Below are 19,077 nucleotides of genomic sequence, written 5' to 3' on the forward strand. Positions count from 1 at the left end.
GCTGCTGAACACGAATTGGCTGCAGATCTTTTGGTTAGTCATCTTGATCGACCTTTCTTTCTTCATTCTAAACCTGGCTCCTTACCCCTTTAAAACCTTGTTTGAATGTACGATTTTTTTCAAAGAGGAAATCATAAAAAGCCAATGAAATCATGTTTTGAAATTACGAAAATTACAATTATCATACTTTCAAAATCGAAAAGAAACATCCCCATGGTTAATAATTGGAACTATATTATTTCGCAAATTAAATTCTATTCATGATAAGATAAAAAAATCAAATACTAGTAAGGAAGGGGGAGTCAGTCAATTCTGGCTCTTTCCTGCCTTTTTTGCACACCCGATATTTTGGAGGTTTTTTTTTGAATGTTATCGTAAATAAAGTTAAAAAAATGGGTTATAAGCATGTTTCTTTGTACGCCATCATAGCACTTTGTTTTGTCGCCTCTGTTTTCTTTGTTAATCACAATTATTCATTCTATGAACTTCCAATAGCCAAAGTCATCAAAACAAATTTGGAAAATACAACTGAATTGAATGATATGTATCAAAATGAAGATCGACTATTTACCCAGAGTATTATAGCCGAATTACAAAATGGAGAAGAAAAAGGACAGCTTATCCATTTAAAGAATGAATATTCCTCATCCGGAGCTTATGATCAAGAATATCGAGTTGGAAATGATTTATTTGTTTCGATTGATACGAAGACAGAAGAAAATTCAGAGTTAACTGGAACAATAAAAGACGTAAAGCGTGATAAATTTGTGTTGATTGTAGCATGGGTTTTTATCTTTACATTACTTATCGTTGGAAAAAAGCAAGGCCTGTTTTCAATTATAAGTTTGGCAGTCAATGCCATATTATTGTCATATGCATTAGATTTTTATTTGAATTCATCAGACATTGGTTTGGTATTGATATGCAGTATAAGTATCATTCTATTTACGGTCCTTTCCCTTTTACTCGTTAACGGTTTTAATGAAAAAACCTATGCAGCTATCATTGCGACACTGTTAGGGACTTTTTTTTCGCTGTTCATTACTTATCTTGTTATGTGGTTAACTTCCGAAAATGGCCTTCGATATGAAGAAATGCAATTTATCACTCGTCCTTATAAAATGGTGTTTATGGCAGGTTTATTTATCGGATCTTTAGGAGCCGTAATGGATATAGCCATTACCATGTCTTCTTCGATTTTTGGGTTGTATGAAAAGAATAACCACATATCAGTAAAAGCACTTAAAACTTCAGGATTAGAGATTGGAAAAGACATTATGGGTACCATGACAAATATTTTGTTTTTTGCCTATATAAGTGGCTCCATACCTATGATTATTTTGTATTTGAAAAATGCTTCTGCATTGGGATTTACCCTTTCCATGAACCTTACATTGGAATTGGCCCGTGCCCTAGCTGGTGGTATTGGAATCGTGTTAACTATTCCGATAGGTCTATATGTCTCTATTTTTTTCATTAATCGAAAGAGGGAAAGACAATGAATGTATTAGTGTTGCTAGCGTTTATACTATTAATATTGATGATCTTGATTGGCGGAAAAAAAGGGGCACGTTCATTTTTTGCTTTGTTCCTAAACTTTGGTGTGTTACTTTTTACCATCATTTTTATGACTAATCCAAATAATGATCCGTATATCGTAACATTGATTGCATGTACGGTGATTAGTTATATTAATTTATTTTTTATTAACGAAGTGAATAGTACAACAAAAACAGCATTCATTTCTACTATTATCACGATTGTTATTGTACTCTTTTTTATTGTTCTTGTGACGGAAAATGCGATGATACAAGGTTTCGGTGAAGAAGAAATAGAAGAGCTTAGCATGTTTTCCCTTTATATTGGAGTAGATTTTGTTGAAATTGGCGCTTCAGTAATTATTATGAGTACTATTGGCGCGATTATCGATACAGCCATGGCCATTTCATCTCCCATGCGAGAAATGTTTCTTCACCATCCATCCATTAGCAAGAAAGATTTATTCACATTTGGATTAAGTATTGGAAGGGATATCTTAGGAACATCTACGAATACACTATTTTTTGCTTTCTTTGGAGGCTATTTGGCATTGCTTATATGGTTTAAAGATTTATCCTATTCTGTTGGAGAAATCGTAAACTCAAAAATATTTAGTGCTGAAATGATCACTATATTTTGTGCTGGAACAGGTGTAGCCCTGATAATTCCTATTACTGCTTTGATTACTGCTTATTTTTTAGTGAAAACAAGAGAAAATAAAGAGAAAGTTATATAGGTTTCATGGCAAAAGGGCTTATAAATACTCATTTGTATAAGAGGAATAAGTCTTTGAGTTGTTCCCTAATAGCATTGCAATGAGTATCCATCTGCTCTGTTTAATCCTTTTTACAGTTTCATTGGAGGGAGGTAAGATTAGTATTGCATTGCCTTCAATAAGGGCCATTATATGATTACAGATAGAGAAAAAGGCTGCCAATTGGCAGCCTTTTGAATGTATGATTCTTTATATTATCATACATTCAATCTAAAGTGAGAAAGTACCCTTAATTAACTAACGGGGCAGGATAGTTGAGGAAGGATTTCTAAATTATTGGAGAAATTGTTATAAAAGCTTAAATGAGAGGCATAGATCATGGGTAATTATCCAAGAACAGGACTAAGATTGAGAAGTGAAGCAGGTGTACATCCAGTAGTAAGAAGTGTTTCCATCAAATTTTGCAAGTGGCTAAGAACACAAATGGAGTTCCCTGTTCAAGGCGTCATCTATCTCAAAAAAGACTTTCAAATCAAGAATCGTACGACAAAACAAATGGTTACAGCAACCTTTTTGGCTCCTTATGAAAAGGATGTTGAACCTTATATCCGTATTGCCACAGGAGATTACGATGAGTTAATTAAAGAAAGAGGAAAATCTGATGCTTTATATACGATGTTGGATACTAGTGTATTTACTTTTGGAGCATTATCAACCAGGCTCCCTGTAAATGGTTGCTGCATCATATTCGCTAATCGAGAAATCATAACCATCAAGTTAAATAAGGATAGAGCTGAAGCTAACAATCTTACTCTTGCACCAGATAATCTGACTGCATATGCAAGTGTTTCGATAGAATGGATAATAAATATAAATAGAGATATAAGAATTAATTTTTCTGTTAAGAATTCCAAAACAAATTACCTACTTTAATATTTTCCTTCCCATACTACCACATATTTTTCCAATTTGTGTTATGGAACTATCCTGCCCCTATAGTTGAACAAGAAACACTCCATAACTTTTAAGTTTTGGGTAAGTTTTCTTCCAAAAAAAAAAGACTGACAATAGTCAGTCTAAGGTGACGTCAGGTGCTTCCTCACGTCTTATTTATATATTATGCAAGTGTTTGGACAAGCGTTACCCTATCTATTAAGTTATGACACTATCCGAAATCAAAAAAGCCGATTTCTAAGTTAAGGAATCGACCTGAATTAAATTTATTAAACTAACGCACCCGTTAGTTGCATAAGATTCCGATTTAAAAATCTAAAATAGAGTTAATAGTTTCTGCATACATATCAACCATTTTATACCCTTCTTCTGCTTCTTTCTCATTTATCTTTCTTTCTTCCAACCTTTGCTGATAATGAATAATTTAGTGCACTAGAGTTTGTTGAAAACCAATATAGAGTCATTATTGGTTTATCAACATTAGGAACAATTATAGGTATTTTTTTAGTTCCTACTTTTATTGCAATTTTTTCAAGGGCTATTGTTCATTTATATGAAGAAAGAGGTTCTATACCATCTTTGATAAAAAAGGGGTTAACTTTCGAATACATTAAGCGTGGGATAAAACACATTCATTAACCAAAGTTTTCTTACTTAAAGGATATTAGATTGAAGGATACTCCCATAAGGTTGTTCTTAATTAATATGGTAATAACTGCAATCTATACAATTGGAGTGTTATCTGCGTTATATGCTGCTTTAATAGCTCCAGAAAGAGCATCAACAGCTATTATGGCATCGGGTCTTATAAATGGAATAGCTACAATTTTACTTATAATTTTTATTGACCCTAAAATATCCATTCTTGCGGATGACGTAATAAATCAAAAGGGAAGTTACCTTAATCTCAAGGGTGTATCTCTTATGATGGTTACTTCTCGTTTATTAGGAACGATACTAGCTCAAGTATTTTTTATTCCAGGGGCAGGATATATTGCGTGGTTTACTAAATTTATTGTCTAATAATTAATTGATTTATTTTCTTATAGAACTAACGGGTGCGTTAGTATTATAAGGTTAGCCAGTTTTTACTGGTTGACCTTTTTTTAATAGAATCTTTTATATCAGTAGCCAGGGTAGGACGTACGGGTGCGTGGGGCTTGATCCCGTGAACTAAACTGTCCGCCCCCTACTTGTAGAAACATGTTTGAGGCTGGTTGGGACGCAGATCTCGTATAACAAGCGAAGCTATGACACTACATGGAGGACTAGGGGTACTGGTTAATAAGTAGAGGAGGTAAAGATAATGAATCCAGTTGTTGGTCTGGATGTGGCAAAAGGAGAGAGTCAAGTTCAGGCATTCTTAGATCAATCTAAACCGTATGGGAAGAGCTTTTCAATGAAGCATATCAAAGAGGAGTTAGAGCATTTTTTAGAATTTCTAAAAGAAATTGAAGAGGTGACAGGGCAGATGCCTATGGTCATTTTAGAATCTACAGGGCATTACCATTCTCCCGTTATTCAATACCTGGAGGAACAAGAGATTCTATATATCTTACTAAATCCGATTATTTCTTATTAGGCAAAGAAGTCCAGTTTACGGAAGGTAAAAACAGACGCTATCGATGCGTACCAGTTGTGTGTGCTGTATTACAAAGAGGATTTAGAACCTCATAAAATTAGAGGAATTCAGCTATTAGACCTTCGGAATTTGTCCAGACAACAGGAAATCGTAACGAATATGTATGTGGAAGCTAAACTTCAGTTTCACACCATTTTAGATCAAGTGTTTCCTGAATACCGGAAGGTTTTTGGGGATCTATATTCGAAGGTTTCTTTATTGATGTTAAAGGAATATCCTACTTCAGAGGCGGTATTAAAAGCCGGAGAAAGTAAACTAGCAGAGGGTGTTATAGAGTTCTGTCCTAGCCGATCGGGTCAATGGGCATGGGAAAAAGCCAAAAAAATAATGGACTCCGCATCTCGAAATCCATACCAAAAAAACGTGTATCAAAGTCACGTAATCAATCTTCGTATGTATATTGAGTTGCTTTTTCATTACCAGGGACACCTCTCTGATTTGGAAAATCGTATAGTGGCCCTGGCAAATGAAATTGAGGAATATAAGATCATCCAATCGATTCCAGGTATAGGAGAAAAAATCGCAGCCACGATTATCTCTGAAATTGGTGAAATCGATCGGTTTAATCATCCGAAAAAACTGGTTGCCTTCGCTGGAGTAGATCCAAGTGTTCACTCATCGGGTAAGTATACGGCAACCATTAATCGTATGACTAAAAGAGGTTCGAGCAGACTACGTCATTCCCTGTATCTTGCCGTGCTATGCGGCATAAGGAGTTCAAGAAACAAAAAGCTTAAAGCTTTCATTGATAAGAAAAAATCAGAAGGAAAGCCAGCCAAAGTGGCGATCGTTGCCTGTATGAATAAACTTCTTCATTGGATTTCCGCATTATTAAAGAGAAAAGAAACGTTCCTAGATTTAGCCTAATTAACGGTTTTGTGAAACAGAGAAAAATCCTTCCAAAAGGATTTTGGAGGGTTATTTGTCATGAACAAAATAGTATATCATAAGGGACATGAAAATTTTAGAGAAAGATATTGACATCCTATTAGCTGGTTTAGTTCTATAAGATATGAGATCCTTGAAGATTCTAAGCGTAGGGAATTCGGGGCTTTATTTTTCATAGAATGTATTATCATAGTTTTTCGCGTTTTGACGTCTGGACTATAATTAGAGTGTTCAAAATAACTATCATTCCTCAGAAATAGGAATCAAATTTGAAGAAGCCGACCAATAAAGGTCGGCATTTTTCATACTATTTAGCAGCAGCCTCCGTAACCGCCCCCGTAACCATAGCCACCGCCGCCGTATCCACCGACAAAGCTAGCTCCAACAATGATTAGGAGTATAAACAATACGACTATAAAAGCGAAACCTCCACCAAATCCAAAACCGTCATCACAACTTGATTCACAACGTGACATCTAGAAACATCTCCTTAATTGTTTTTAAGGAGGAAATTAATTAAATGGGTAATATCACATTATGCTCAAATTAGGAAAGTGACACAATAGTTTCCTCTCGATCTCTGTTCATAGGATAAAAAAAATTTCCGAAATGGGCGGTATAGCATTGTTGCTATCGAAAAAGTAGACTTTCCCGAACGGTACAATTTCCTTACAAAACAGCCGGTTTTCATGTTCGTTTAAGTATAAAAAACAGTTTTTGAACGTTCTCTAACTTCTACACACTTTTACGAACGTCCCAAACGGAATAAATGTAAGGGTGTAGCCTTGAAATAAAGTTTGATTAAAAAAACTCTATAAACCTTGATAAAAGAACAAATAGAAAAAGCGTGTTTTGAAAAAAAGATTTAGTTTGTCCCTTTCGAAAAATTACTTGTCCACATAATTTAAACTAGGTAAAAATTAATTTTTTACTTAAAATATGTTTTTGAAGGGGAAATGGTATTTGCAAAAGGAAAATAAATTAATTTACACAGGTGTGCCGAGCTTCAGTCCACTCAGCACGGGGCAGGACTTACTCTACATCGGTGACGGAAACGACAACACCGTAAAGACATTCGACCCAGTAACGGGGCAGTTCCTCGGCGCCTTTGTCGTACCAGGCAGCGGCGGCTTGAACGGTCCTCGAGGACTTCTCTTCGACCATGAGGAGAATCTACTTGTAGCCAACCAGAACGTTCGCAGGAATAACGGCAACGTGTTGAAGTACAGCGGACAAAGTGGGCAGTTTCTGGGCGAACTCGTCAGTTCAAAAGAAAAAGACGACGCTCCGTTCGCGCCGCGCGGCATCATCCTCTCTGATGACAACGTCCTGTTTGTGGCGGACTTTATGGACCACGGGAACAAGCCAGGAGAACTGCGGGCGTTTGATGGAACCACGGGGGTGTTTCTCGGTAGTCTTGACCACCCTGGCTTCAGCGAACAGGCCTTCTATACCCGCGGTGTAGTGATCGGTCCCGATAGCTTGCTGTATGTTTCCGTCTTCGACATTTCCGATCCGAATAGCGGCTGGGTGCTGCGCTTCGACCCGAATACAGGGGCTTTCCTCGGAGTATTTATAGAGAGCAACAGCACCAACAACCTCCACCGTCCTGAAGGCTTGGTATTCAATCCCGACGGCAGTAAAATCTACATCACCAGTTTCCGTGGATCCGTGAATGACACGGACAAAATTCTCGTCTTCCACGGAGAAACGGGCGCATATCTTGACGAGGACAAGATTGACCTCTATACCTTGGGAGAGCCTCGTGCATTTGCTCAGGCAATCTTGTTCGGACCAAGCGGAAAACTGTTTGTTCCCATTACGGGTGGAGATGTAGCTACAACAGGTTCGGTGCGAAGCTACAACGTTGAAAGCAAGATGTTCGATGAACTAGTAAGTGCTACTTCCGCAGGGGGACCGCTAGGTGAGCCTTGGTACCTGACGTTTGGCAATACGAACCCTGCAACGATGGCTTATCATAACGATGTAATAATAGGTTAACAAGGATTTGATGACGGCATCTGATAGAAAAAACGGTTCTGGTGCAAATATGACCTGTTAGAAACATAGAATCTCAATATCCTTTTTATCTATGAATTATGAGGCTACTCCAAATAATTTATGTATGAATTCAATCTCGCCTTGGACAGACTTCACCCCTTGTTGAAGTTGTCCTTTTTTCAGCATATGTATCACCTCCACTCCACAGATGATTTGTTTGGCTGTTCGAAACGTTTTTAATCCTTGCATAGAAAGGACTCGCTTCTTTATAAAGCGATGATCTTGCTCCACTATGTTATTCAAGTACTTCTGTTGTCTAAGTTGCATACCATCAGGTATGCTTTTCTCTTTTTTCAACTCTTCAATTGCTATAGGATAAGCCGGATTCTTATCGACCGTCATGACACGAGGCTTAGAAACATGAAAAGACCGCAAAGCTTTCTTGAAGAAGCGCTTTGCAGCCTTTTTGTCTATTGTTTTACTGAGATAAAAATCTATCGTGTTTCCTTTGGAATCCACTGCACGATACAGATACATCCATTGACCTTTTACTTTGATATACGTTTCATCGACTCTCCAGTAGTCATTTGTCGGCTTAAGATGACGCCGTACCCTTTCATCTAATTCCGGTCCATATTGATGAACCCAGCGCATAACCGTTGTGTGAGCCATCGATAAGCCGTGTTCTTCCATCATCTCCACTAAATTACGAAAGCTCAAGTTGCCGCAGGTACCATCTCACTGTTAACAAAATCATGTCAGGCTGATAATGTTTCCACTTGAATAAATTTTGATTTTCCATACTATGACGCACCTTTTTTAAGATTAATAGTATCGGTATGTCCAAGATTTAGAGATTAATTGCTATTATTGAAGTTTTTGCACCAGAACCCTTTTTGTTGACGTGACCCCTATTAATTCCTAATAAGACAAGTAAATATAGTTTGGATTCTCATATAGAGATACATTAGAGCTGCAATTCTACCTTTTTTGCTAGTAAGATCAATTTTTGACCGGAGACAATTAAGAAACTCGCGGTCACAATTACACTGTGAATCGACCTTAAGACAATCATCATGAGCTTTACAACAGGCATCAACATCGTTAATCGGGGCACCGGGTCCACTACAACCAGGTCCACACCATTTATAACCCGGAAAAATACAAAAACCTGATAGTTTTTTTCTTTTTTTTACTTTCAATGTATAAAATCCCCTCTTAAATTAATTTTTTATATATATATGAAAAAATTAATTTAAGGGATGTATTTAGATGCCTAACTTATGAAAAAGATTTAAACGGGTGGCATTCATTGAAAAACGCCACTTTTTTATGCAGCCACCAGGCTTCCATAGAAGTCAGAAACGTTGATATATCAACGATGTATAAAATCCTACATTATCGATAAAAACAAACAAACGCTAAACCCATATGTATCAAAGGTTTGGCTCTTTTGCTCACTATTTCTTGAACAAAAGGGCACCGACTCATCAGGATAGAATAACTGGCCTCCACCCCTTGGATAGGCATGACGAAGGAATGATAGGGCAATTGACCCGTTGAGACATGGTAGGGAAAGCCTCCAGGGGCGGCGTGGAGAATGTACATTATATGGTAAAATGTGGAGTATTGTACAACTCCTTTATTTCACTATGCCTTCACGAAATTTTCATGTCCTGAAATCACTCCATTTAACCGTGAACTTAAATTCAATGGTGATAAAATCCTGCGAATAAGCGAGTATTTGTGAGAAAATCGTATTAAACTGAGGGAGTTCAAGAAGGAATGATAGGTAAATATATAGGGGTTCAGCCGAGATACGTGTAAAAATGGGTCATAGACTTACTTTTATTTCCATATCTATGGTATACAAAAAAATTAAAGAAACACGAATTTTATAGGCTAAGATATTCTTTGGAAGTAAAAACCTTGATTATTCTGCTTAGTGTAAAAAAATCAAGGTTATTTATTTGTAGAGTGACAATAAAGTTATTTAATTTTTGATGTAGATTACTTCACCGCACTTAAAAATATAACAATAAAGTCGTTTAAATCTAAGAGTTATTTCATAATCGCGCCCGATAGTGGTAAAGTGATGAACGCGAATAAGTTACATTAATAATCCTCAGTTATTTTACTAAAGCTCCCGTGAACCCAAAAAGAAGAACGTCCTCGCATCTTGCAGGAACGCATAATAAACATTTACTTTTCTGCTGAGATTATTAAGAACATAGGTCTACGAAGTTCTTCTTTCATTTCGGGAATACTCATTAACATTTTTTCAGAAGGAATTGGTCACTGGAAGTAGGAGAAAACCTCATCGTTTTCACACCAGAGAAACCGGGAACCTACATGTACAGCTGCTGGATGGGAATGATCCGCGGTGTAATCATTGTGAAAGAAGCATAGGAGGAAGTAAAAGCTCCATAAAGAAAATCGGCTGTATCAAATGGGGATAGCTGGTTTTAAAAATATTTAGAAAATCCAGTTGACAGTCCACCTACTACGTGTTACAATACACCTGTAGTATGTCACACTGGATACCAACATCACTGAATAGTGAGGTTGCAAAAATATTTTTAAGTAAAATAGTTGACACCTTCTACTCGGTGATACAATATACATGTAATAAGTAATAATGAATAGCGTGATTTCCCAAAAGCTATTCATTAAAAATTTACCTTAGTACTCTGTTATACTGAATATAAGTCAGACAAAATAGAGGAGGTAGAGGAGGATCTAAACATGGAAAATTTAACTGAAATGCTGAAGGGTTCGCTGGAAGGCTGCGTGCTGGAAATCATCAGCCGCCATGAAACCTATGGCTACGAGATTACCCGCCGCCTGAACGAGCTTGGGTTTACCGAAGTCGTGGAAGGGACGGTCTATACCATCCTCGTGCGATTAGAAAAGAAAAAACTTGTGAATATAGAAAAGAAACCGTCAGATATGGGGCCGCCCCGCAAGTTTTACTCACTTAATGAGGCTGGCCGTCAGGAACTTGAAATATTTTGGAAAAAATGGGATTTTGTATCATCAAAAATCAACGTCTTAAAGTCAATCTAGCTTCATAAGATATTCCGTCCGATATTTTGGAGTGTCTTGTTCAGCTTTATAAAAAAGGAGGAAAAATAACATGATGGAAATGTTCAAAAAAATGATTGGTGATAAAAAAGAATACAAGATGATGATGGCACGGGTTGAAGCCCTGCCAGAGGACTACCAGTTTGTATTTAAAAAAATTCAAAACTACATGTGGAATTTCTCAGCGGGCAGCGGGATGGATATGCTGCACATGCAGTATGAATTAATCGAGTTGTTCGAAGCCGGTGCTGCGGAAGGTAGACAGGTACTGGAGATTACTGGGGACGACGTGGCGTCCTTTGCCGACGAACTAGTGGCAAACGCTAAAACCTATGTTGCCAAGTATCGTGAAGATTTGAATCAGAGTATCATGAAGCGTTTGGGAAAAAATAAATTCAATAGATAATACCGACTGAATAGCTGGTTACAAATGTGAATTGCCACCTTCGCTAATCAGTTATATTTTTAACTCAGTAGTAAGTTATACAGATTATCAGTCAGACTAAATAGATGAGTATAGGCAATCTAGCTCCGCAAGGCGCTGACCGGATAATTACGGATCTCGCAAGCGACCTTGCTGCGCATTTTATAAGGAGGAAAAAAGTATGAGCAATGCAGCGATTTCTGTAAAAGGGTTAAAAAAATCTTTTAAAGACAACGAAGTCTTAAAGGGGGTGGATTTTGAGGTGCGGCGTGGCGAAATTTTCGCACTGTTGGGCTCAAATGGAGCGGGCAAGACGACGACGGTCAACATCCTCTCGACGCTGATGAAGGCCGATGGCGGCGAAGTAGGTATTTGCGGCTTTGACGTCCAGCGTCAACCGGATCATGTTCGCCAGAGCATCAGCCTGACAGGACAGTTCGCAGCTTTAGACGGCATGCTCACTGGGCGGGAAAACCTGATAATGATCGCCAAGTTGCGGGGAGTTTCCAATCCCGCTCAAGTCGCCGACAATCTGCTTGCAAGATTCAGCCTGACCGATGCGGCCAACCGCCGGGCGGACAAATATTCCGGCGGGATGAAGCGCCGGCTTGACATCGCCATGAGCCTGATCGGGACGCCAGCAGTCATTTTTCTCGATGAACCGACGACAGGGCTTGACCCCGAAGCGCGGATTGAAGTCTGGGATACCGTCAAGGAGCTTGCCGGCGGCGGCACGACCATCTTGCTGACGACCCAGTACCTGGAGGAAGCCGAACAACTGGCGGACCGTATCGCCATCCTGCATGGTGGAAAAATCATCTCGACCGGGACCCTTACCGAACTCAAGGAGATGTTCCCGCCAGCGAAAGTGGAGTACATCGAGAAGCAGCCGACATTGGAGGAAATTTTCCTCGCGATCATCGGCAAAAAGGAGGAGATGTAAATGAAAAGCAAAACAGGGGTATTACTAGGGCGTTTAATGCGCAACATCATGCGCAGCCCGGATACAATTATCACGGTGGCGATTACGCCGATTATGATGCTGCTGCTGTTTGTCTACGTATTTGGCGGCGCCATAGAAACAGGCACGGACAACTACGTCAATTATTTATTACCGGGAATCTTGCTGATGGCTATCGCATCCGGCGTCGCTTACACTTCCGTACGGCTATTTACGGATGTAAAGAGCGGGCTGATGGCGCGTTTCATTACCATGCCCATCAAGCGCTCGTCGGTATTGTGGGCTCACGTGTTGACCTCGCTTGTTTCCAATGCGCTTACTGTCGTGGTGGTTATCCTCGTCGCGCTCTTGATGGGCTTCCGTTCCAGTGCTAATATCCTGGATTGGCTCGCGGTTGCTGGGATACTAGGGCTGTTTACGCTTGCGCTGACATGGCTGGCGATCATTCCGGGATTGACAGCAGGGTCTATGGAAGGGGCGACAGCCTACTCGTACCCGCTGATTTTCCTTCCGTTTATCAGTTCGGCCTTTGTCCCCACCGAAACCATGCCTAAAATTGTCCGTGCGTTCGCTGAGAACCAGCCCGTGACTTCAATCGTGAATGCGATTCGTGCACTCTTGTATGAAGGGTCTGTTGGCAACGATATCTGGATCGCGCTTGCCTGGTGCGTCGGCATCATGGTCATCGCTTACTTCTTCGCCAGTAAAGTATTTAAACGCCAGTTAGGGTAAGTACACCATTGAAGAAACATGGATTGACAAACTAAGAAATAAATTAAGAAATTCTATTAAATAAAGGAGCGAGCCATGAACTGTGCTTTTCTTCAATATCAGCTAATAGAAGATTTGTTGAATAATTTCCAATCTCTCAGTGATATAAATGAGAGATTGGGATTTTTAATACTGGAATATCCTTAACGTTGTAAATCCGCGTTTTGCTGGCGGTACCCCTTTTCTAAGGGTGTTTTATACAGCCAATCTGAAAACCTTTTTACGCACAATGTGTCACTTTAGGAGGTAATATTTTGCACATCCAACCTTAAAAACCCAGCACCTTCTCATGTGAAGATGCTGGGTTTCTTAATTATCTACATCAATCATTTTTTAGAAAACTTCGGATCTTACCAGTAAAAAAGCGACTGCTCTTTGTTCCGCAATCGAGCCCGATTGCTGAAGTTCGTTGATAAAGGAAAGCACCCATAACAAGATAGTAAATTCCTAAAAAATTAACCGGAATGTGTCTTTTTAACCTAACGGATCATCCCCAAACCTTCCCCACAAAACTGGAAATAATTCCTCTAGATCATCCTCTTCCCAATCAAATTCTATATCTTTTTCTGTCTGTAACCCCATTTTTTCGAGCTCTTCTAACATTTCATCATGTATGTCATCATCCCACTCAATGTCGCCTGTCTTTATTAGAGTGTAGGCATCTAATCCAACCGAGAGCAATTCTTCATTTTGCGGAAACCCCTCTTCATCAAGATTATCTTCACTAATGTATTCTGCTAGATATTCAGGGTCATTAATTACCTTATTATATATTTCTTCGCCCTGCCCGATTAGCCAACCCCGAAAATAATCGAATGTATCGTCAGAGCATCCCCCCATTAGGACGAAGGCTGCTCCCCATAAACGAGATTGGTAACTTTCGTTTATCAATCCTTGAAACATAAATTCGAATTTCAGCACTTCCTCTAATTCCTTTTGAGATAATACCTCTGTTAACCACTCAGCCTGTACATCAAATCCTTTGGATTCTTCGATTAATCCCCAAAATTCTTTCTTATCCACTATATACACCCCATATCTATCATTACTTCTAAGAATTATTCGGCTTTGTTATCCTAATTCCTTTAAAAACTAGTTTGAATGTAAAAAAGCCGTCTTTATTATGTATCATTCTATAACTCCTGAAAAATACCTACCAACATATTTGTACAGAAACTCGTATTTTCAAGGGCAAAATAGCACTTAAAACAGGTGCAACTTAACGATTAAAGTGACAGGGGAATTTGAGGTGTTTTTTTCAAGTCTCCAGAACTTATAATTTTTAGACACGTTCGTAAATGTACATAACAACCAGTGAACGTCAGTAAACTCAAAACAGACTTTTCCGAACGACTTATATCGTAAAATTCAATATAAAAACGAACCGTTCGCAAATGTCTACTTTTACGAACGGTACGAACGGTGCTTTAATTAAACAAGCAGCATAAAAGGATCTTCAATCGAAGATCCTTTTTCCAGTACCTATAACTAGAAGTGAATAGGATATGCATTTGTCTTTAATTACTTTTTAAGCATGTCTAAATTTTGAAGACGTTATTCCCTTAAACAACACCCAAACATAAGATCCCTTATGTTTGGGTTGTTCCTTCGAAAGAATCTCGTTTGTATTTAAATTGCTACTTCATGATTTTTTTCCTACCTTTCTCCTCATCATTTCAATGATGAAGAAAGGTATTCGATATTTTTTAGAGACCTCGATGCTTCTTGCTTGTGGATTCAATGGGATCCCCCTCTTTTGATGGATCTCTCTTATCGACATCAACTTCATTTAAATCGTGATCGGCGTAATCGCGATCCCTTGAGGAGAATCCCCAACCATAATCGGGGAACCGATAACCGTGTTGGTCGCAGTATTGATCACGGAAACCGTGTCGTTGTCAATATTTGCGGTATAGGCGCGGGAACCGTCGGGCGTGATCGCAATGGCAAAAGGACTATTTCCTCCTGCTGGAGCGAGTGAAATGGTGGTCAGGACGGTATTCAAGGCCGTGTTGATCACGGAAACCGTGTCATTGAGACGATTTGCGGTATAGGCACGGGAACCGTCGGGCGTGATGGCAATGTCATCAGGACCGTCTCCTGCAGGAGCGAGCGAAATGGTGGTCAGGACGTTATTCGTGGCCGTGTCAATCACAGAAACGTTGTCGCTAAATTCATTTGCGGTATAGGCGCGGGAACCATCGGGCGTGATGGCAATGCTATTAGGACGGTTTCCTCCTGTAGCAGCGAGATCAATGGTATCTATGACCATGTTCGAGGCCGTGTTGATCACAGAAACCGTGTTGCTGAGACGATTTGCGGTATAGGCGCGGGAACCGTCGGGCGTGATGGCAATGTCAATAGGACTATCTCCACCTGTAGCAGCGAGATCAATGGTGGTCAAGATGGTATTTGTTGCCGTGTTGATCACGGAAACCGTGTTGTTGCTAATATTTGCGGTATAGGCGCGGGAACCGTCAGGCGTGATGGCAATGCCTAGAGGTCCGTCTCCTCCTGCAGCAGCGAGATCAATGGTGGTCAGGACGGTATTTGTTGCCGTGTTGATCACGGAAACCGTGTTGTTGCTAAAATTTGTGGTATAGGCACGGGAACCGTCGGGCGTGATGGCAATGCCATGAGGTCCGTCTCCAACAGGAATCAAACCGATTACGGTGTTGTTGGCGGTATTAATCACGGAGACCGTATCATCATTGGAATTTGTGACATACGCAAAAGGTCCGAAATCGATGGAGCTGATCGTACAGATCGGGATGATCCGTGTTCCGAATTCACCAACGAGGATCAAGCTTCCTTCATCTACTCGGAAAATACGACCTTGGATAATATCACAACATCCAGAGATAGTGACAGAAATAAACTGGCCTTGCAATCCCTGTAGTTTAGTCCTGAGATCTTGAAAACAAGTGTTATCGGGACTTGGATTTGGAGGCCCCGGAGGCCCTGGAGGATTAACTTTCAAACATATCACCTTCTAAAAATAGTTAGTTTATGAATTTGAGGATTTTTTAATTGCTTATAATCCTTACTTATATCAACAGAAAAGGGTTGGGTATCTAAAAGGAACTCAATTTCTTTAATTGCCGATAATGTGAAAAATAATAGTTACGAGTCGCAGTCAACAATGTTAACAATGACGCTAATGGGTGGTACTCCCACACCAAGAAGAGAAGCGGTAACCATAAATGTCCCAGGCCCATCAATAGCTGCGGCAGTAGTGGTAAAGTTTCCTGAAGCGTCAGTAACAGCACCAGCAACTACTGAACCAAGAAGAGGGTTATCTACTGAAAAGCCAACAACAATACCAGCAATGGGGACGCCTCCATCAACTAACACTTGGCCAGAAAGAATTGCAATATTAGCTCCTGATCCCGTAGGACATACTGTACTGACAGGAGGACCAAAACTAAAGGCAGATATAGTTGAACAGTCAACAATAGTAATATCGACGGTGTTGCTGTTTGTTCCCAAAGCAGAAGCCGTAATCGTTACTGTCCCAGGTCCGTCAGTAGCATCGAAAAAGGCGAAAAAGTTGCCCGATGCATCTGTAGGAGCAGGATTAGTGAAAAAAATGGTACCAAGAGCAGGATTATCTACTGTAAGGAGAACTGGTGTATTTGCTGGAGGAGGACTTCCATTCACTAACACTTGACCAGTAAGTGTAGGACTAGGTGGGCCTACTCCTGAGTCAGCATCACATATTAAGGTTGAATCAGCCTCCAAGGTAATAGTTACTGTAGGGGGAGGAGGGGGAGGAACGCTTGCGATTAAATCCAAAACATTTTCAAATTTGAATTCCAAGAGCATTTCTTTCTTGATGACGTCACGAAGAGTTCTTTGAACACTAGAGTCGATAGCAAGAAGATTAGATATCGTAACCTCCGGAGGAGAAAGCGTTCTTCCTCCCTCTAATGTTCCTAAAACAAATTGAATCTTCTCTGCCTCAGCATTGATAATGTGAGCCAAAGCTAATTCTTCTAGGGCAATGGAGCTTAAAAGCAATGGAATCGTCTGCTCTACCGTAACAGAAATGGTAGGTGTGATATTGGGTATGTTTGGAAAAGACAATATACATTCATCCTTTCTAGGAAACCGTCGAATCATCTGATTCTGTGCATAGGTTTCCTACTTTTGTGATGTGAACGTTCATAAATCATGAACAAGAATTTACTAGTTATTCTCTCTATTTTATGTAACAAGCGTTTGGATGACTGAGTACTTGTCTTGCTGTAGAAGTACATTCTTTGTTGAAAGAGCTCTTTTATTTCATTTATGGAACACCTACGATATTAGTAGGAACGCATATTATCAATCCAATAGTCCTCTCTTCTAGCTTTCATTTTGATCAATCTTTTTTCAAAATAGATTCTTTATTATTTAACGTAAAATATGGGTTTGCGAGGTATTTTCAATCAAACTTTATTTCACAGCTACAAGTTGAAGAAGAAAAATCAAAAGCATTGTTTAACAGAGTCTATTTTAAAGAAGTAACAATCAAAAAAAGTTCGTAAAAATACGCTTTTACGAACTTTTTTTGCTTATCTAAATGATGAGTAAATAGAGTAAGGAGGTGAATCGTCAATTACTCAGATTTGTTGGTAAGAGTCCCAGGAAAGAATGACGACTAATTCAAGTGCTCCTCTTCATTGTTTCAGGAACTATTGTCGGATTCGTAATTGGTTTGCTCGGTGGGGATGGATCAATTGCAGCAATTGGATCTTCTCTGGTATCTGTGGACACATTTGGGCTTATGACAGCTATAAGCTATACCTTATCTGACCTTGTAAACTGGTGGATTATGTTCGAATTTGTTGGAGGGGGAGTTGACGGCGGAACAGTCGGAGCTTGGCTGGCAGCCCGCTTAAGCAAACAGCAGTGTACGCTCCATTACGTATTTTCTGGTGTTGTTATGTTGGTCACCATTTACATGCTAATCATTAATGCTGAAGCGTTAGATTGGTGAGCTACTTTATAAAATTGAGATGAGGAGATTAGAATGGCAAATATGAAGAATGAGACACATTACAAAATTTTGATTGTAGGAAGGGAGGTGCTTTTATACCGTTCAGAACGTCCATAAAAGTACATAGAAGTTCGCAAAGTTCATCAATACTTTAACGAAAAACGGCAGTTTTAAGGACAAATTACAACGTTCGTAAAATTGTATTTTTACAGACGGATGACTATTTTTCCTATATAGAGTGGTTTTTTTGAATTTTTTTTGCAAGGTGGTATAAGTTTATCTATCTGCCCCCCTCCTGGGGTCTATAGGTTCTTTCAGTTGAAAATTCACTTCTACACATGGGCAAACGCTCAGTCATTCAAAGGCTGGTTGAATAACTATATAAAAAATGTCTAGATAGTTATTTGTCTATGCAAATAACAAAATGGGAATCCATGCACTCATTTTTATGGTTTCCTAAACTAAAAAAGAGGTGAATCATTTTTGTCTTTTCCAAACATCCCTAATATTACACCAACCATTTCGATTACGACTGCTCAGACTGTACCGTTACTTTTGTCTTCCATTGCTCTTGAAGAATTAGCCCTCGCTCACATCATCAATGCTGAGGCAGAGAAGCTTCAATTTGTTTTAGGAACATTACCAACAGGAACCACACTTTCTCCTGCAGTGGTTTCGTTACCCAATCTTCTTGCTGTTGATGCAAGTGTTCAAAGAACGCTTCGTGATGTGATCAAGAAAGAAATGCTGCTGGAGTTCAAATTTGAAAACGTTCTGGATTTGTTAACTATTCCCCCAACTCCTCCTCCACCCACAGCGACTATTACCTTGAATGTTGATCCATCTACAACAATATGTGCTTTTGGAACAGGATCTAATACTGCAACTCTTACTGGTCAAGTGTTGGTGAATGGTAGTCCCGCTCCAGTAGGTACACAAGTGAATTTTTCAGTAAGTAATCCCGCTCTTGGCTCTATAGCTCCTGCTTCTACTACAACTAATGCTTCGGGTAACTTTGTCATCAACCCTATTTTTACAGCTACTGACGGACCTGGGACAGTAACTATTACCGCTACGCTTCCTGCTTTTCCTGGAGTAACTGCAAGTGTCACTATTA

14 protein-coding genes and 4 pseudogenes are annotated in these 19,077 nt (G+C 39.4%); 11 read left to right on the top strand and 7 right to left on the bottom strand.

What is annotated here, in order from left to right:
- Nucleotides 1-362 precede the first annotated feature (362 nt).
- Entirely contained in the window at nt 363-1,502 is a 1,140-nt protein-coding gene (locus tag QUF86_RS27830) for a YibE/F family protein (RefSeq protein WP_483313703.1), read from the top strand.
- Nucleotides 1,499-2,275, top strand: a complete 777-nt coding sequence (locus tag QUF86_RS27835; RefSeq protein ID WP_289336434.1) for a YibE/F family protein — start codon at nt 1,499-1,501, stop codon at nt 2,273-2,275. The genes QUF86_RS27830 and QUF86_RS27835 overlap by 4 nt, the downstream gene beginning before the upstream one ends.
- A gap of 665 nt (nt 2,276-2,940) precedes the next feature.
- Here QUF86_RS27835 and QUF86_RS27840 read toward each other — a convergent pair.
- Nucleotides 2,941-3,168, bottom strand: a pseudogene (locus tag QUF86_RS27840) (lipid II flippase family protein); the annotation flags it as partial.
- Between the two features lie 466 nt (nt 3,169-3,634).
- Here QUF86_RS27840 and QUF86_RS27845 point away from each other — a divergent pair.
- Both QUF86_RS27845 and QUF86_RS27850 read left to right on the top strand, forming a co-directional pair.
- Nucleotides 3,635-4,231 (top strand): annotated as a pseudogene (locus QUF86_RS27845) (lipid II flippase family protein); the annotation flags it as partial.
- 283 nt (nt 4,232-4,514) lie between these two features.
- A pseudogene (locus QUF86_RS27850) lies at nt 4,515-5,717 on the top strand (IS110 family RNA-guided transposase).
- A gap of 380 nt (nt 5,718-6,097) precedes the next feature.
- On the opposite strand, the pseudogene QUF86_RS27855 reads toward QUF86_RS27850, so the two are convergent.
- Nucleotides 6,098-6,214: pseudogene (locus QUF86_RS27855) on the bottom strand (YjcZ family sporulation protein); the annotation flags it as partial.
- Between the two features lie 487 nt (nt 6,215-6,701).
- Here QUF86_RS27855 and QUF86_RS27860 point away from each other — a divergent pair.
- Nucleotides 6,702-7,739, top strand: a complete 1,038-nt coding sequence (locus tag QUF86_RS27860; RefSeq protein WP_289336435.1) for an NHL repeat-containing protein — start codon at nt 6,702-6,704, stop codon at nt 7,737-7,739.
- A 96-nt stretch (nt 7,740-7,835) separates the two neighbouring features.
- Here QUF86_RS27860 and QUF86_RS27865 read toward each other — a convergent pair.
- Both QUF86_RS27865 and QUF86_RS27870 read right to left on the bottom strand, forming a co-directional pair.
- Nucleotides 7,836-8,541 (bottom strand): IS6 family transposase gene (locus tag QUF86_RS27865; protein WP_289336436.1). Its coding sequence is split into 2 segments (ribosomal slippage): nt 7,836-8,460 and nt 8,459-8,541, totalling 708 coding nucleotides; the frame shifts between segments, so codons are not numbered across the junction.
- Between the two features lie 112 nt (nt 8,542-8,653).
- Nucleotides 8,654-8,941: a phospholipase A2 family protein gene (locus QUF86_RS27870; protein WP_289319003.1), complete on the bottom strand. Its 288-nt coding sequence runs from the start codon at nt 8,939-8,941 to the stop codon at nt 8,654-8,656.
- Between the two features lie 1,543 nt (nt 8,942-10,484).
- On the opposite strand from QUF86_RS27870, the gene QUF86_RS27880 reads away from it, so the two are divergent.
- The 4 genes from QUF86_RS27880 (at nt 10,485) to QUF86_RS27895 (ending at nt 12,940) form a co-directional block, all read left to right on the top strand.
- A complete protein-coding gene (locus tag QUF86_RS27880) occupies nt 10,485-10,805 on the top strand; it encodes a PadR family transcriptional regulator (RefSeq protein ID WP_289336437.1) in 321 nt (106 codons plus the stop codon).
- 70 nt (nt 10,806-10,875) lie between these two features.
- Nucleotides 10,876-11,229, top strand: coding sequence for a DUF1048 domain-containing protein (locus QUF86_RS27885; RefSeq protein ID WP_289323442.1), 354 nt, complete (start codon nt 10,876-10,878; stop codon nt 11,227-11,229).
- Nucleotides 11,230-11,428: 199 nt separating this feature from the next.
- Nucleotides 11,429-12,190 carry an ABC transporter ATP-binding protein gene (locus QUF86_RS27890; protein WP_289336438.1) on the top strand — a complete coding sequence of 254 codons (762 nt, stop codon included), beginning with the start codon at nt 11,429-11,431 and terminating at the stop codon, nt 12,188-12,190.
- Complete coding sequence (locus tag QUF86_RS27895) at nt 12,191-12,940, top strand: ABC transporter permease (RefSeq protein ID WP_289319006.1); 750 nt, start codon at nt 12,191-12,193, stop codon at nt 12,938-12,940. It begins immediately after the preceding gene.
- A 513-nt stretch (nt 12,941-13,453) separates the two neighbouring features.
- Here the strand turns inward: QUF86_RS27895 and QUF86_RS27900 are convergent.
- From QUF86_RS27900 to QUF86_RS28820, 3 genes are all read right to left on the bottom strand, one after another.
- Complete coding sequence (locus tag QUF86_RS27900) at nt 13,454-14,002, bottom strand: DUF4240 domain-containing protein (RefSeq protein ID WP_289336439.1); 549 nt, start codon at nt 14,000-14,002, stop codon at nt 13,454-13,456.
- A gap of 766 nt (nt 14,003-14,768) precedes the next feature.
- Complete coding sequence (locus QUF86_RS27905) at nt 14,769-15,959, bottom strand: beta-propeller fold lactonase family protein (protein ID WP_289336440.1); 1,191 nt, start codon at nt 15,957-15,959, stop codon at nt 14,769-14,771.
- Nucleotides 15,960-16,102: 143 nt separating this feature from the next.
- Nucleotides 16,103-17,065, bottom strand: coding sequence for an alpha-helical endospore appendage domain-containing protein (locus tag QUF86_RS28820; protein WP_353957715.1), 963 nt, complete (start codon nt 17,063-17,065; stop codon nt 16,103-16,105).
- 565 nt (nt 17,066-17,630) lie between these two features.
- On the opposite strand from QUF86_RS28820, the gene QUF86_RS27915 reads away from it, so the two are divergent.
- Nucleotides 17,631-17,960, top strand: coding sequence for a hypothetical protein (locus tag QUF86_RS27915; protein WP_289336441.1), 330 nt, complete (start codon nt 17,631-17,633; stop codon nt 17,958-17,960).
- Between the two features lie 483 nt (nt 17,961-18,443).
- A partial coding sequence (locus QUF86_RS28825) for an alpha-helical endospore appendage domain-containing protein (RefSeq protein ID WP_353957716.1) occupies nt 18,444-19,077 on the top strand: 634 nt, incomplete at its 3' end.

The organism is Peribacillus sp. NJ11 (assembly GCF_030348405.1).
GTDB lineage: Bacteria > Bacillota > Bacilli > Bacillales > DSM-1321 > Peribacillus.